The organism is Microbacterium sp. A93, from assembly GCF_051842835.1.
The window spans coordinates 1-15,169 of record NZ_JBPXMT010000021.1 but is presented as its reverse complement, the minus strand read 5'-3'; the positions used below and the strand labels follow the sequence as shown (position 1 = coordinate 15,169).

Below are 15,169 nucleotides of genomic sequence, written 5' to 3'. Positions count from 1 at the left end.
GAATCGCCGCTCAGATTCCGCGCGTGGTGGTGCCTGTCGCGGCGCGCACGGCGCGCGCCGCCCGGTCGCCAGCTGCAGCCAGCGAATAGTTCTCGTCGATCCAACTGGCACGCGTCTGCCGAAGCTGGTCGGTATGACCCGATTGTGCCTGCTCGATGAGGCGTCCCATCGCCGCAGACACCTGCTCGGTGACGAAGTCGACAGACTCTCCCAGCGCACCGTCACGTACCACCTGGCCGCCGGTGGCGGCGCCGGCGAAGAGCACCGGTGTGCCGCACGCACCCGCCGCGTAGGTCTTCGTTGGACGTGCAAAGTCATAACCGATACCGGGGACGATGCTCACCAGAGCGGCCGCCGCACCGCGAATCCAGGAGGCGGATTCCGCCGGGCTGACGACTCCGCCGAAATGAACACGATCGGGAGCGAGCTCTGCTGCCAGAGCGCGCAGCCCCGCTTCCGCCGAGCCCTGTCCGAAGAAACGGATGTCGACATCATGGTCCAACAGAGCGAGTGCACGGATGAAGATCCCCGGCTCCTGCCACTCCGACATCGTGCCGGTGTAGACGAAATAAGGACGCTCAGCGTCTTGAGGCTCTGCCTCCGCACTGAAGACACGCGTATCGATCCCGTTGCCGACTTCAGTGATCTGCGCGTCCTCCGCTCCCAGGGCGATGAGTCTCTGGGTCACCTCTGGCGAGACCGAGAGAATACGACGCGAACCTCGAAGCACCCGAGATTCCAGCCAGCGCATGATCGCGATCACGGGTTTCGATGCCCCCATTGCGATGACGCCGTCCGTCCAGACGTCGCCGGGGTAATAGACCAGTGGCTTGCGCTTGACCCACGCCGCCACAAGCGCAACCAGACCCGTTGTGGGCGGAGCTTCGGCGACGATCACATCAGCCCGCGTGGCGAGCAGCCGAAAAAACACCGGGATGTCGAACGAGAGGTACTGAAAGTATCCCCGAATGGCGCCGCTTCGATCGCGCAAGGCCGGAGCTCGGCGTACCGTCACCGCGCCGCGCTCATCGGCGTGCATGGTCGGCGCACCAGCGACGTGAGGCGGAATCGTGGTGAGCACGGTGACGTCATGGTCTTCTGAGAGCGCGTCGGCGATCGCACGCATGCGAAAACTCGCGGCGGTCGCTTCCGGGGGATAAAGCCTCGTGGCGATCGCCACGGTCGGACGTCGTTCGCGCATGATTCTCCAGATTCGGTCAGGTGGGCTTCAGGGCTGGCTCGAAGCAGACACCTGACACAATGGTTCCATGTCTTTGCACCACCCGGCATCCACCTCACCCGATCAGAATGCCTGGGTTGTCATTCCGCTCTACAACGAAGCGTCAGTCGTCGGTGGTGTCGTCAAGGGGCTGCTGGCACATTTCGCACATGTTGTCTGCGTCGATGATGGCTCGGCTGATGGGTCGGCAGCCGTTGCTCGTCGCGCTGGCGCGACAATCGTCCAGCATCCGGTCAACCTCGGCCAGGGGGCCTCTCTGCAGACCGGGATCACGTTTGCGCTGGGGCATCCGACCTGCGAATTCATCGTCACGTTCGATGCGGATGGTCAGCATCGGATCGAGGACGCGTTGGCCATGGTTGCGCTGGCGAGGAAGGATGACCTCGCCATCGTGTTCGGATCGCGATTCCTGGATGACCGGACGAATCCCGGTCTTGCCAAGCGCATCGTCCTGAAAACGGCCGTCTGGGTCTCGAACATGACGACCAGCCTGAAATTGACCGATGCGCACAATGGACTGCGCGTCATCCGTAGAGACGCCGCTGAGCGCATCGAGCTGAAACAGGATCGAATGGCGCACGCAACGGAAATCGTGCTCGAGCTGAGCAGAACCGACCTGCCGTGGCGTGAGTATCCGGTTGAGCTTCTCTACACGGACTATTCGAAAGCCAAGGGGCAGAGCGTGTTGAATGCAGTGAACATCCTCGTCGACCTGGTGGTGAAGTGATCATGTGGATCCAGATCCTGCTCATCGCAGCAATCGTCGTGCTCGCTGTCTTCATGATGCGCCGCACAGGAGCAGACAGCCACCTGGCGATCCGACGACTCCTGATGGGACTCTTCGTCATCGCCGCCGTGCTGTCGGTCTTGTTCCCGCAGTGGCTCACCTGGCTTGCCAAACTGATCGGTGTCGGACGAGGCACAGACCTGGTCCTCTACGGGCTCGTCATCGTCTTCCTGGCCTTCGTCTACACGCAGTATCGCCGCAATTCCGTCCTGCAGCGTCAACTGACGGTGCTCGCACGGAAGATCGCCCTGTTGGAAGCCGAGTCGGTCGAAAAGGACGACGCTGGTCGTCAGTAGCTGCAGGCGGTGATGCGCCACAGGGAAGCATCACCGATCTGGGTCACGAGTTCGAACCCGTCCTGACCCGCAAAATCGGTCATGCCCGGCATCTCATAGCGCCCGGAGTACGCCTCACCGAGTCCGAAATCGAGTACGTACTCGGGGTTTCCGAACGTGACCAGTGCTTCGCAGATAGCCGGGTCGGAGGCCGCGTCACGCAGACCTGACGCAAGTTCCTGCCAGTGAGCGGTGGTCGGCGGTGCCCAGGTGCGCGGGTACACATCGAGCCCACTGAGCATGTAGCCGAAGCCGGAACCGGTGCTGGGATTGCTGATCACTGTGGCGCCATCCTCGACGAAGTTCGGGAGGGTCTCCAACAGCTCACGTTCATCCATGCTGAGATAGCTGACTGCCGACTCTTCGTAGCGTGGCTGCGGTTCAAACCGGTCCAGGACGTAGTCGGGCATCGAGACCGGGCGCACGAGCACAAGAACGACGGTGAGCACGCTGATGATCGTGACTGCGAGGACCGATGTCTTCGTACGAGCCTCATCCGCGCCGGATCCCTTGGCCCGCCCGCGGGCTGTGACCACACGAACGATCGCGTCGAAGCCCATGGCTGCCAACGGAATCACGATGATCGGGGCAAGTGCCGCGATCCGGTATGGATCGGCATACCAGGCACCGAGGATGCCGTCGCGAACGATGGCGATCCCGAATGTGGCTGCCAGCACGTAGAGCGCTGAGATTGCGGCCCACGCGACCGCGATCCACCGCCAGCGCGTTCGCAGCAGTGCCACGACCAGCCCGATCAGCATCAGCACGCTGACGCCCCACGCGAACGGAATCCTCAGCTGGCCGTTGAAGAGGATGTCGAGCCAGACGTCGAACTTGCCTCGGAACGGCGGCCAATGCGATCCGCTCGTGCTACCGGAGAAGACGAACCATACTCCGGCGAGCACAATCCAGCCTGCGACGATACTCACCAAGCGAATGGCGAGAGGAACCGTGGTGCGCGTCAGCATCCACCAGCTAAACCAGATCATGCAGAGCAGACCGAAGATGAGAACCGATGCAGGTTGAGCGAACACGAGCGCACTCGTCGCGATCGCGACGAAGAGGACGCCCTGTAGTGCGGATCGCCAGGGGCGCTCCGCACTCGACCACGACGGCAGCACCAGGACAAGAGCCACGGATGCCGGGATGAGAGCGACTGACAGCGCGTTGGGGTACAGCACTCCCCACTGCAGCAACAGCAGTGGAAACAGCTGCAGCGCACCGGACAGAATGGCTGTGTAGGACGCGATCGCGGTCGAACCCGTCGCGACGCGGGCGAACCAGGCCAGCCCCACCGGCCAGACCAGCGCCGCGATGACGACGGAGAGAGCGTTCACCGCAAGCGGAATGCTCGCACCCGTCGCCATCACGATGACGGAGGCAAGTGCGTGCCACGCGGCCGGATAGAAGCCCGAACCGCCGATGAAGGAGTTGACGTCCAAAGACGATGCCGAGCCCGATTCCTGAATGAATCGCAACGCGTTCAGATGGAAGACCGCGTCGTTCGTCTGGGAGATCGCGGAGGGATCAGACACGTACGACGCCAGTCGCCAGATGCCGATGACGACCCCGATGGCCAGAGCCGTGGGCATCAACCAGCGATTCGCCGTCCGCGTCGCACGCCGCTGCTGTCCGCCGAGCGGGAGCAAACGGCCCACCAGCCAGGCAGCAACACTGACGAGCGCGACAACGGCAGCGAAACTCCACACCGACCAGTCGATTCCCAGCAGGCTGAGAGCGACGGCGGCAAGAGATGCGACCGCTGTGGTCATCACCGGGGCGAACCCCACCAGAGCAAGACCGCGCATTCCTGCCGCTGCCAGCGACACAAGCCCTGGGACAAAGACGACGAGGGCCGCGACCAGAATGACCGGAGCAGCGCTGATCCAGTCGAGAATCACTTGTCCACCAGTTTGATGGCGCCTTCGATCTCACCGTCGTAGATGAGCTTGCCCTTGTTGATCACCACGCCTCGAACACAGAGTTCACGCACCATCTCCATGTCGTGGGTGACGACCACCAAAGTCTTGCCCCGAGAAATGAGCTCCTCGAACTTCAAGCGGCACTTCTCACGGAACGGCGCGTCACCGACAGAGAGAATCTCGTCGACGAGAAGGACGTCAAGTTCCACGTGGATCGCGACGGAGAACGCCAAGCGCATGAACATTCCCGAGGAGTAGTGCTTCACTTCCTGGTCGATGAACTGCTCGATCTCGCTGAACGCGACGATGTCGTCGTAGCGCGCTTCGATCTCGTGCTGCTTCATCCCGAGGATCGCGGCGTTCAGGAAGACATTCTCACGCCCCGTCAACTCAGGGTGGAAGCCCGCACCGACCTCGATCAGGCCGGCGACGCGTCCGCGAGTGAGCACTTGACCCTCGTCAGGTTCCATCACACCGGACACGAGTTTGAGGAGCGTGGACTTGCCGGAGCCGTTGAGTCCGAGAATCGCGACCGACTCCCCCTCACCGATCACGAGGTCCACGCCTTTGAGCGCTTCGAACTGGCTGGTGAGCTGGCGTCGCTTGATCCAAGAGACCACGGTGTCCTTCAGAGAGAAGGCGTGGTTCAGGGTGAAACGCTTCTTGACACCATCGATGATGATGCTGGGCTTATTGATCGTCTGCTCGCTCATAGGTCTTGCGCGAACCTTCCTTCGAGACGCCGGAACACCAGCTGGCCCAGCAGCAGCGTGGCGAGAGCAATGAGGAACGTCCAGAGCGTATTCCATGCCAGCCCAGGAGGAATCTCCATCATCTGGAATCCGTCGTAACCTGCGGCAGCGACGATGCCCTCGGTCGCTGGTCGCCAGAACGCATAGTGGAAGAGCTCGACACTCTGCGTGATCGGGTTCAACAGGTAGAAATCGACGACCCACGACGGCCAATGCAGCTTGTCAACCACAGCGGACTGCACCATCGTCCAGGAGTAGAGCACCGGAGACGCCCAGGTGGCCAGCAGCAATAGCAGCTCGACGATGTTCTCCGCGTCACGGTACCGCACGTTGATCGCGCCGAAGAACAATCCGAGACCGAGCGAGAACAGCATCACGATGATCATCGCCGCAAGGATCGCGAGGATCGAGAACATCGACAGGTGCATGATCCAGCCCATGAGCAGACAGACCACCAGGAGGAGTCCGACCTGAGGGAGGAAGTGCACGAACGAGACGATGACGGCGGAGACAGCGAACAACTGACGCGGCAGGAAGACCTTGCGCACGAGTGGTGCGTTTCCCACGATCGAGGTCGTGGCGTTCTTGAACCCTTCGGAGAAGAGGTTGATCACGACGATGCCGGAGAACAGGTAGACCGCGTAGTTCGGGATATCGCGATCGAGGTTCATGAAGACGCCGAGAACGATCCAGAAGACCATGAACTGAGCCGCAGGTCGCACGTAGGACCAGGTCCAACCGAGCACGGAGTTGCGGTAGCGCGTCGACACACCGGTCGTGACGAGCAGGCTCAGCAAGTAACGCCAACGCACGATGTCGATCAGCCCGCGGCTCTTGCCTGGGGTTTCGAACTCGGAACGCGGGACGTTGACGAAAAGATCTCGGGTATCAGTCACAAGCCCTGCTCACTCGGGGACGACATCAGTCATCACAAACTCCACCAGCTTACGGCACCTCGCTGTGAGACGAGATCGACAGCACATCATCCGATACTGACGATACCGTCCCAGCCTTGGCCGATCACACTGCCCGAGATCCATCCGCCTGCACCATTGCCGCGATACAGGTAGAGCAGACCATCTGCGGTGCGAGCGAGAACGTCGTTCTTGCCGTCACCGTCGAAGTCTCCCGGGCTGACGATGGCGGTCATCTTGTCCCAGCCATGCCCGATCTGGCGCGCCGTTCCCCAGCTGCCCTTCCCATTGGTCGGATAAAGCCACAATGTGCCGTCCTTGCCACGAGCGATGACGTCTCCCTTGCCGTCACCGTCAAAGTCACCGGCGTAGAAGCCGATGTCGATCTTCGACCATTTGCTGCCGATCTTGGAGCTATTGCCTGCCCATCCGCCAGCGCCGTTGCCCCGGTAGAGCATCAGATCGCCATTCGAGGCTTTCGCAATCACGTCCGGCTGGTGGTCGCCATCGAAGTCGATTCCGGTCGCGATGATCCTGATCGAAGTCCAGCCTCTCCCGATCGGAACAGACTGACTGAAAGTGCCGTCGGCCCTACCACTCAGGAGCCGGAAGCTGCCAGATCCGTCGATGCGCGCGAGATCGACTATTCCATCACCGTTGAAATCCCCCATCGGATACATCCGGTCTTCCTTCTGCCACCCGCCTGATCCCAACACACGTGACCCGGACCATCCGCCCGCTCCGTTGCCTGAGTACAGAAGCAGATCGCTATTCGAAGAAACGGCGACCACGTCTCGTCCACCGCTGCTGTCGAGGTTTCCCACGCCTGTGGGGAGGGGGCGAACAGATTTCACCTGAGCGCCGCCGGTAGCAACGGCCAGTGCGCCCCAGCCGGTGCCGACCTTCACGCCGTTTTTGATTCGCCCACCGCCGGTGCCGGCGTAGACCAGCGAATCACCATTTGCGGCGATCCCCATCAGGTCGCCCTTGCCATCTCCAGTGAAGTCTCCGATGCTGACGACATCCCGGAACGAACCCCAGCCCTTGCCGATCTGGTAACCATCTGCCCAGCTGCCTGATCCATTGCCGAGGTAGAGCCACAGCCTTCCGCTCTTGTCTCGCGCGAGAAGATCGACCTTGCCATCGCCGGAGAGGTCAGCACCGCCACTGATGAGGTTCATCGCGCCCCAACCGCGACCGACCTTGATCGGCTTGAGGAACGCACCATAGCCATTGCCGCGCCAGAGCAGAAGATCATGGGCGGAGTTCGTGGTGAAGAAGTCGGGCACCCCATCGCCGTCGAAGTCGCCTGCTCCGGTTGTGAGCACTGCTCCGGCGCCGACGCCGGACAACGACACGGGCTTGCCGAACGTCGTCGTTCCGTTGCCGTACAGCACCGAGAACTGACCGGACTTTGCCACGGCGAGCAGATCACGGTGCCCGTCGCCATCAAGATCTGCGATGCCGATGAGCTTCTTGACTCCTGTGAGGCCGGAGGCTATCGGTGTCTTCGCGCCCCATTTGCCCTTTGCGTACGGGTACGCCCACGCTTGCCCGTTCGAACCGAGCGCGACGGCGAACGATGACGTGTCGATCGATCCGAGCGTGGGTGCAGGAGTCGTCGGGGCCGGAGGCTTCGGTGCCGGTGGCGTCGTCGGTGTGGTCGGCTTGCCGGTCTGCGTTGAACCGAACCAGTCGGTGAAGTAGTTATAGAAGTTGCGGTTTCCGTAGCTGGAGCACGCGTTGTTCGCCTCGCCGTATCCGGCAGCGAGAGCCGCAGCGTTCGGCTGGTACGGCGTGTAGTAGTAAAGCGCCGCCGTCGCCTTGTTCGAGATGTAGACCGGCGAGGATCCGCATGACGCGTTCGGGTGGTAGCGAAGATTCCAGGTCTTCCCCGGCGCATACCAGGTGAAGTACCGCCCCTCCAGGTAGGTCTGCATCTGGCGAGCGGCGCCATAGATCTGGTGGAAGAAGCCGACATACTTGGGATCGCACGCGGCGGTGTCTGGACAGCCCTGCCCGAGCGCGATGTCGTAACGCCACTGGCTCGGCCACGTGTGGTTGACCAGCCCCTGCTCCTTCTGGAGCATGACGATCAGCACCTGCGGATTGATGTCGCAGGCCTGCGCGACGCGATAGATGATGCGGGCAGCACTCTCGTTCGCGGCGCCCTTGTACCCCTTGCAGTATGCATCGGCAGCACGCGTCACAGAGGTGATCTTGAAGTCCTTCAAGCAGGTGTACCCCGCTCGACACTTCGACACCTTGCTGTTGAAGAAGCTCTGAATCTGAGCCTCGGTCATCGTGTTCTCGTTGGTGAACACAGCATCGCTGATGAGGTTGCCCGGCGTGAAGCCGTCCAACGAGGTCTTGACGATACTCAGCTGTGCGGAGCTGGCCGATGTGCGGGAGAGGCTGGCTGACGTGCTCTGCGAAGCGGATGCCGTTGCCACGGTCACCGGCGCCACGGTGCCGACCACCACAGCGGTGACGGCGACGAGGACGGTGAGGAATCGGGCGATCCTGAGCACGTTTCGAGAGCGGGGGGCGCGTCGAGACATCTAACCAGTGTGACTGAAGTTGTGCGATTATCCAGGTTCGACACGACTGGGCCCGCAGGGGAACGGCATGTCCGCGAGATCCGCGCCGATCAGAGGTCGGCGTGCAGTGACCACACACGTTCGGCGGAGCTTGCCCACGAGAAGGCTCGCGCCCTGTCTCCCGCCAGCACGCCGAGGCGCTTCGAACCGGCGCCGACGGCGTCTGTCACCGCATCCGAAATCTCATCGACCGATACCAGGGCACCCCCCTCGGCGATCGCATCTTGGTGCACCCCGCTGTCTACGGCGACGATCGGCACGCTCAGCGCCATCGCCTCCATCGCCCGCCACGGCCACGCCGACAGCGCACTCAGCGCGACGAATACGGATGCTCCGCCGAGCACCGCAGCGCGGTCATCGCGCGACAGCGCACCGCGGATGTGCGCGCGGCGCTCGGGAAGTCCCGCAGCCGAGGCAAGTTCGGCAAGTCGGGGTTCCGCACCATCGTCAGCATCCAATACCACCGCGTCCAGATCGGCAGCAGCGGCCGCTCGGAAGCCACGCTCCAGGTCCTCAGGCGAGCCGGCGAGCACGAGGTAGCGCCCCGGCAGCGACAGCATGTTGCGGCGGGAGACGGCATCAGTAGGGACGGAGAATCCCTCAGGCGGGGCGCCGGCGATGACCCGCACGCGGTCGCCCAACTTCGCGATCCGGCTGATCCGGTCGACCATCGCATGAGAGGGAACGACAACCACATCTGCGTGCTTGACAGCACGACGCAGCATCCCGCGCTGCCACGCGACAGTCGTCTTGGAGAGCGTCTGCGGCGCTTCCCAGGCGTTCAGATCCCACACCGTCACCGCGACCTGGTCATCGTCGTGCAGACGGTCGTGCTTGATCAGCGGCGCCATGAGCGTAGGCGCATGGATGAGTCCGCCGCCGACCCCGGGAGCGATGCCCATTTGCCAGGTTGCGGCAAGTTCACGCCGTGCCAGTCCGAGCGAACGCACCCCAGCAAGGCCAGCGATGTCGACTGCTCCTCCTGATGGGACGATCGCTTCGACCGAACACCCTCTGGGCGCGGTCGCGATGAGCCCGACAGCGAGGTCAGCAGACGCACCAGCCTGATCAGAGTCGACGATCTGCACGATCTGGTCGAGAACGACGCGCAACTGGGCACCCATACCCAAAGAGTAACGGTGGCATATGAAAAACCCGTGACTGACGCCCCTCGTGCTTGAATGCTGAGGTGAGCGACGGTCGACTTCCGGTCAGGCGACGCTGGGTGCGATGGACCATCGGCGCAGTGGTGACGTTTCTGGTGCTCGCCATCGGGTGGGTTGTGATCCGTGGAGCGAGCGCCGTCAGCGAGCTGCAGAACATCCAGGCCTCGGCCTCGCAGATGCGCACCGCGATCGCTGAGGGCAACCTGGAAAAGGCCGAGCGTATTGCGCCTCGCATCGCGGGCCATGCCGCGAAAGCGCACGGTCTCACCACTGATCCCATCTGGCGCGGTTTCGAGTTCATCCCCTGGCTGGGCGCGAACTTCACGGCGGTGCGTGAGGTTGCAGAGATCGCCGACAGCATCGCCGCGGACGCCGTGACCCCGGTGCTCGAGGTCGCGAGCAGCATGAATCTCGCCAGTTTCGGCTTCACCGGATCCACTCTTGACCTCGCTCCCCTCTCCGCTGTCGAGGCCCCCCTCGCGGCCGCCAGCGCCGTACTCAGCGCCGCCGACACCCAAGCCCAGCAGATCGATGCCAACGCGACTCTGCCTCCGCTGTCGGATGCCGTACACAAGATGCGCGACGTCGTCACCGAGGCCGCCACCGTTGTGGGAACACTGCACGGTGCATCAGTGTTGCTTCCACCCATGCTCGGCGGCGAGGGGCCACGAACATACGTGGTCGCGATGCAGAACAACGCAGAACTCCGCTCCAGCGGCGGCATCGTCGGATCGCTCGCACTGCTTCGTGCGGAGAACGGCTCAATCAGCATTGTGCGCCAGGCATCCACTCGAGATTTCCCACCACTCGATGAGCCACTGCCGCTGAGCGATTCCACCACCGCGCTGTTCGAAGACCGCCCTGGGCGCTACATGCAGAACATCACCAGCATCCCGGACTTCACCGAAGCCGGCGCCACACTCGCTCTGCGTTGGGAACAACAGTTCGGCGACAGCGTCGACGGAGTCATCGCGATTGACGCCATCGTCGCCGAGCATCTGGTCGAGGCGACGGGAGACATCGCCTTCGGACCTTTCACCGCGAACGCCGACACGATCGTCCCGATCCTGCTATCCGGGCTCTACGCCACCTTCCCCGATCCGGTCGAGCAGGATGCGGTGTTCGCGCAGGCCGCGAACGCTCTCTTCTCGGCGGCGCTCGGCGGCGCAGAACCACAGGAACTGATCGGTGCCCTCGCCGCATCGGCAGGCGAGGATCGGATCAGAATTTGGAGCGCCCATCCTGAGGAGGAGTCGCTGCTCGCGGCATCCACACTCGGTGGTGCATTGCCTGTGGACGGCGAACGTGGCACCTATGTCGGTGTGCTGTTCAACGACACGACCGGCGGCAAGATGAACTTCTATACCGATGCCGCCATCAGCACGGCCGTCGGCGTCTGCGATGGAGAACCAACGACGCAGGTGCAGGTGACGTGGACGAACAACGCGCCCGCGAACGCCGCGGAAGAGCTTCCGGAGTACGTCACTGCTGGCGGATACTACGGCGTGGATGCCGGTGACGTGCGCACGTTGATCGCTGTCTACGGCCCTGAGGGCGCCGAGGTGCGCTCCATCGATCGTGATGGCGCCGAGGAGGGCGTGCAGACGACCCGACTCGGCACTCGCAGCGTCGTGCAGCACGACGTTCTGCTCGCGCCTGGAGAGTCGACCACAATCACCGTTTCCTACATTGGAACCGGCGCCGGTGACCGTCTCACGAGGGTGCAACACACGCCTTTGATCGAGAGCCCAGATATCGTCCGTACGGAAATCGTCTGCCAGTAGTGACAAACGCCTTCGTCATGGGCTAATGTCAACAGCACTGGGGAATATCGGACTCTACAATCTTGCCGTGGGGGCAGGAAGGGTCCACGCAGTCGAACGCAGGGGTGTGTTCGGATGTGATTCCGCGTGTATCTCTCTGGGGGAGAAATCATGCTGAAGAAACTGGCTGTTATCAGCCTGACCGCTGGCGCGCTCGTGCTTTTCGCACCTGCTGTTGCCTCTGCTGCACCGAATGAGCTCGCGCCGTTCGCTGCCGACTCGTACACCGAGCCTCCGAAGGTCACCGTCGACTCTCCTGTCGTCGATACCTGCGAAGCTTCGACCGTCGTGTTCGGTTCCGGTTACTTCGAGCCCCGTGAGAACGTCGCGGTCGGAGTCTCTGGTCTGAACGCTGCGAATGCCTCGTACTCGGGCAACGTCGCGAACACGGAGGGCGGGATGGTGCTCTCGTTCCGTCCACCCGCTGATGGCGCCGGAGCTTATGAGCTCGCATTCACCGCCAGCCGCTCATACAGCGCGCTGATCACGGTGTCTGAAGGCCATGATGCCGCGGTGAGCTGTTACCACGACCCCGGGGTTGCCCCTGTGGGTACGGAGTTGCCGCTGACCGGTGGCGGACTCGAGCTCGCTCTCACCGGCGGCGGAGTCTCGCCGTGGGTTCTCGGGGGCGGTGCTGTCGCCCTTGCGGCAGGAGGAGTACTCATCGCAGCAGGTGCCACGCGCCGCAAGCGCGCCTAGGTCGCGTCACCGCTTTCGCGGTGTTCGCTCGCCGGGCGACGGCAGTCCCTCCCCCTCCGACTGTCGTCGTCCGGTGCCGTCCGGTGCACACCGGAAGGCCCACTGTTCGCCACCACAGACGTGGGGTGAGGAGCAGTGGGCCATTGGCGTGCCGCCGGAACGGACTACACGTGGCGGCTATACGCCACGTGTATACGTCACGGGGTGGGCGTCGGCGTCTCGGTCGGCGGATGCAGCGTCTGCTGGACCAGGTCGCGCACGTACGCATAGTCCGGGTTGAACTCGTCGATGCCAGACTCCGGCACGAGCTCGATCGTCGTGACCTGCTGCTCCTTCGCCTTCAGCATCAGCTCGAAGAACTCCGAAAGCTTGTCCTTCGGCAGATCGGTGTCGATGAGCACGGTTCCGGCCGCCGCAATCTCGTTGAAGCGGGTCAGCACGTTCTGCGGAGTGAACTGATCCAGGAGCGCGACCTGCAGCTCACGCTGGCGCTGCATCCGGTCCCAATCGTCGGTCGTGTAGCGCGAGCGGGCGTACCACTGCGCCGTGTCGCCGTTCATGTGCTGCTGTCCTGGCTCGATCCAGCCGATCGCCCATTCGTTGACGTCGGTGCCTGTCCAGCCCTCGGGCGGTCCGCCCTTCGGCAGACGCTCCGTGACGTTGATGTCGACGCCGCCGAGGGCATCGATCATGGCGGCAAAGCCGTTCATGTCGATGAAGATGTAGTACGGGATCTCAATGCCGAGGATTCCCGCTGCCGCATCCTTGGTGGCCTCGATTCCTGGCGCTGATCCGTGCGAAGCCGCATCCGGATACAGCCCTGTTCCCTCGTCGTCGCGGCAGACCTCGGCCGCGTAGCGGACGTGGTTCATCCAACTGTTCCATCCGCACGTCGAGGATGACTGCCCCTGGAAGCCGTCGGGGTACAGCGCCTGCATGGGGCTGCCCTCGCTGAACGGCGCGTGCGGGAGCTCGCGCGGGATACCGACGATCGTCACCGCACCGGTGGTGGCGTTGACCGACACCACGGAGAGGCTGTCGAAACGCATGGAATCGCGGCCGTCGCCACTGTCCGCCCCCAAAAGGAGAATGTTGTAGTAGCCGTTGCTCGGCTCCACGCTGGGCCCGCTCTGCCCGAAGATGTCATTGATCACGCCACGGCTGGACCCTGCGACGGACGCGGCGTAACCGGCTCCTCCGCTGAGGAGACCGAGCAGAATCAGCGCCACCAAGGGAATCGCCAGTCGTGAGATGGGCGGTACTCTCACGATGCGAACGAGACGCACTGTGTCGATGGTGAGCACGACCCACAGCAGTGCAAATGCGATCAGGAGCACCTGAAGTGCGGTCAGCACGAACCAGTTCGTGGCGACGGTGATGAGTGTGGGGCGCCAGAAGACCGCGGAGACGACGACGAGCACAACCAGAAACCAGCTGGAAAGCGTCGCGACCAGGCCGATGCGGCCGAGCTTGCGATTGCCGCCGGCGAGAACCTGTGCGGAACCAGGCACCAGCACGTTCATCGCGACCAGCCACCAGCCACGCCTTCCCATGAATGCACGGTCAGCGACATCCGGGTTGCGCAGCGGACGCGTCTCGATCACCGGATTCCGGGACCTGCCCGTCGCGCGTGGCGCGGCGAGGGTCACAGAGAGTCCTTCAACCGTTCGTTCTTCTCAGCGACCTGAGCTTCGAGCGTCTTCGCGTAGCCCTCGATGCGGTCCGCGATCGCGTCATCCGATGCGCCAAGAATACGGACCGCGAGAATTCCCGCGTTGCGCGCGCCGCCGATCGACACCGTGGCGACAGGAATGCCGGCAGGCATCTGCACGATCGAGAGTAGCGAGTCCATCCCATCGAGGTATGCAAGAGGCACGGGCACGCCAACGACAGGCAGTGGCGTCATCGACGCGAGCATGCCCGGCAGGTGCGCGGCACCGCCCGCTCCAGCGATGATGACTCGGATCCCACGACCACGCGCTTCGCGCGCATACTGCATGAGCTTGTCGGGTGTGCGATGCGCCGAAACGACCTCGACTTCGTGCGCGATGCCGAACTCGGTCAGGGCTTGCGATGCGTCGCTCATCACGCGCCAGTCGGAGTCAGACCCCATCACGACACCGACGACGGGCACAGCGGAGGAGTGCAGTGGCTCAGTCACTCCCCCAGGCTAATCTCCCGCTCCTTATTTTCCCCTGAACAACGCACCCTTTCCCCGCTTGCGAGTGGGTAGTTGTGGCTCATTACGACGCGAAAATCGAGCTGTGAAGTCTCAGTGCTTTTCTGACAGTTGTGTCTCGGGACCTGCCTGACAGTTCTCCTCGTCTTGCACGATCAGGGGATGACTTATGACCCCTCTCGCACTGATCTGCGGTTGATCATCGCTTCCTGGCCCGAGGACGCGCCGCGCGGGGCGGTGAGCCGATTCTGCGCGGAGAACAAGGTGTCCAGGGAATGGTTCTATGCGACGCGGAGACGCATCCAGGAGGATGCCCTCCCGCAGGCGTTGATGCCCCGCTCGAGCAGACCACGAACCTCACCGCGGAAAACGTCTGAGGCGATCGAAACGCTTGCGATCGAGGCTCGGGCCCGGTTGGAAGCGGCGGGCTGGGACCATGGCCCCATCTCGGTCGGGTTCGAGCTGAACCGGCTCGGAATCGCTTCCCCGTCACGTGCGACTCTGGCACGGATCTTCACCCGCAACGGGCTCGTCACCGCCCAGCCGAAGAAACGACCCCGCACCTCATACGTCCGGTTCCGGTATGCGGCCCGAACGAGTGTTGGCAGATCGATGCAACGGACTGGACGCTCGCGGACGGACGGGTCGTCGCGATCTTTCAACTCAACGATGACCACTCCCGCCTGCAGATCGCGTCTCTTGCCGCCCGGTCCGAGAACGCGCAAGACGCGGTCCGCGTGGTCACCACAGGC

General features: G+C 63.2%; 13 protein-coding genes. 4 read left to right on the top strand and 9 right to left on the bottom strand.

What is annotated here, in order from left to right; translation table 11 throughout:
* Positions 1–10: 10 nt before the first annotated feature.
* Positions 11–1,201: a glycosyltransferase family 4 protein gene (locus tag ACSU1G_RS34210; protein WP_439286063.1), complete on the bottom strand. Its 1,191-nt coding sequence runs from the start codon at positions 1,199–1,201 to the stop codon at positions 11–13.
* Between the two features lie 67 nt (positions 1,202–1,268).
* Here ACSU1G_RS34210 and ACSU1G_RS34205 point away from each other — a divergent pair, with 67 nt between their 5' ends.
* Both ACSU1G_RS34205 and ACSU1G_RS34200 read left to right on the top strand, forming a co-directional pair.
* Entirely contained in the window at positions 1,269–1,967 is a 699-nt protein-coding gene (locus tag ACSU1G_RS34205) for a glycosyltransferase family 2 protein (RefSeq protein WP_439286061.1), read from the top strand.
* Positions 1,968–1,969: 2 nt separating this feature from the next.
* Positions 1,970–2,323, top strand: coding sequence for a DUF2304 domain-containing protein (locus tag ACSU1G_RS34200; protein WP_439286059.1), 354 nt, complete (start codon positions 1,970–1,972; stop codon positions 2,321–2,323).
* Here ACSU1G_RS34200 and ACSU1G_RS34195 read toward each other — a convergent pair.
* The 5 genes from ACSU1G_RS34195 to ACSU1G_RS34175 all read right to left on the bottom strand — a co-directional run bounded on the left by ACSU1G_RS34195 (position 2,317) and on the right by ACSU1G_RS34175 (position 9,674).
* Complete coding sequence (locus ACSU1G_RS34195; protein WP_439286058.1) at positions 2,317–4,263, bottom strand: DUF6541 family protein; 1,947 nt, start codon at positions 4,261–4,263, stop codon at positions 2,317–2,319. The two genes, ACSU1G_RS34200 and ACSU1G_RS34195, sit on opposite strands and share 7 nt — an antisense overlap.
* Positions 4,260–4,997, bottom strand: coding sequence for an ABC transporter ATP-binding protein (locus ACSU1G_RS34190; protein ID WP_439286056.1), 738 nt, complete (start codon positions 4,995–4,997; stop codon positions 4,260–4,262). The genes ACSU1G_RS34195 and ACSU1G_RS34190 overlap by 4 nt, the downstream gene beginning before the upstream one ends.
* Positions 4,994–5,932 carry an ABC transporter permease gene (locus tag ACSU1G_RS34185; RefSeq protein ID WP_439286054.1) on the bottom strand — a complete coding sequence of 313 codons (939 nt, stop codon included), beginning with the start codon at positions 5,930–5,932 and terminating at the stop codon, positions 4,994–4,996. The genes ACSU1G_RS34190 and ACSU1G_RS34185 overlap by 4 nt, the downstream gene beginning before the upstream one ends.
* 86 nt (positions 5,933–6,018) lie before the next feature.
* Entirely contained in the window at positions 6,019–8,511 is a 2,493-nt protein-coding gene (locus ACSU1G_RS34180; RefSeq protein WP_439286052.1) for an FG-GAP repeat domain-containing protein, read from the bottom strand.
* Positions 8,512–8,600: 89 nt separating this feature from the next.
* The gene (locus ACSU1G_RS34175; protein ID WP_439286050.1) at positions 8,601–9,674 is read right to left on the bottom strand and encodes a glycosyltransferase; all 1,074 of its coding nucleotides are present in this window, start codon (positions 9,672–9,674) and stop codon (positions 8,601–8,603) included.
* 65 nt (positions 9,675–9,739) lie between these two features.
* Here ACSU1G_RS34175 and ACSU1G_RS34170 point away from each other — a divergent pair, with 65 nt between their 5' ends.
* Positions 9,740–11,500 carry a DUF4012 domain-containing protein gene (locus ACSU1G_RS34170; RefSeq protein ID WP_439286049.1) on the top strand — a complete coding sequence of 587 codons (1,761 nt, stop codon included), beginning with the start codon at positions 9,740–9,742 and terminating at the stop codon, positions 11,498–11,500.
* 150 nt (positions 11,501–11,650) lie between these two features.
* Complete coding sequence (locus ACSU1G_RS34165) at positions 11,651–12,238, top strand: hypothetical protein (protein WP_439286047.1); 588 nt, start codon at positions 11,651–11,653, stop codon at positions 12,236–12,238.
* Positions 12,239–12,435: 197 nt separating this feature from the next.
* Here the strand turns inward: ACSU1G_RS34165 and ACSU1G_RS34160 are convergent, their stop codons facing one another.
* From ACSU1G_RS34160 to ACSU1G_RS34150, 3 genes are all read right to left on the bottom strand, one after another.
* Complete coding sequence (locus ACSU1G_RS34160) at positions 12,436–13,887, bottom strand: LCP family protein (protein ID WP_439286045.1); 1,452 nt, start codon at positions 13,885–13,887, stop codon at positions 12,436–12,438.
* Positions 13,884–14,351: a 5-(carboxyamino)imidazole ribonucleotide mutase gene (gene purE, locus ACSU1G_RS34155; protein WP_439286115.1), complete on the bottom strand. Its 468-nt coding sequence runs from the start codon at positions 14,349–14,351 to the stop codon at positions 13,884–13,886. The genes ACSU1G_RS34160 and purE overlap by 4 nt, the downstream gene beginning before the upstream one ends.
* A 347-nt stretch (positions 14,352–14,698) precedes the next feature.
* On the bottom strand, positions 14,699–15,169 hold a 471-nt coding region (locus ACSU1G_RS34150), incomplete at its 5' end, for a hypothetical protein (RefSeq protein ID WP_439286044.1).

Coding starts and splice junctions, on each gene's coding strand:
- ACSU1G_RS34210 (WP_439286063.1), bottom strand. CDS start 1,201: ATGCGCGAACGACGTCCGACCGTGGCGATCGCCACGAGGCTTTATCCC.
- ACSU1G_RS34205 (WP_439286061.1), top strand. CDS start 1,269: ATGTCTTTGCACCACCCGGCATCCACCTCACCCGATCAGAATGCCTGG.
- ACSU1G_RS34200 (WP_439286059.1), top strand. CDS start 1,970: ATGTGGATCCAGATCCTGCTCATCGCAGCAATCGTCGTGCTCGCTGTC.
- ACSU1G_RS34190 (WP_439286056.1), bottom strand. CDS start 4,997: ATGAGCGAGCAGACGATCAATAAGCCCAGCATCATCATCGATGGTGTC.
- ACSU1G_RS34180 (WP_439286052.1), bottom strand. CDS start 8,511: ATGTCTCGACGCGCCCCCCGCTCTCGAAACGTGCTCAGGATCGCCCGA.
- ACSU1G_RS34175 (WP_439286050.1), bottom strand. CDS start 9,674: ATGGGTGCCCAGTTGCGCGTCGTTCTCGACCAGATCGTGCAGATCGTC.
- ACSU1G_RS34165 (WP_439286047.1), top strand. CDS start 11,651: ATGCTGAAGAAACTGGCTGTTATCAGCCTGACCGCTGGCGCGCTCGTG.
- purE (WP_439286115.1), bottom strand. CDS start 14,351: ATGGGGTCTGACTCCGACTGGCGCGTGATGAGCGACGCATCGCAAGCC.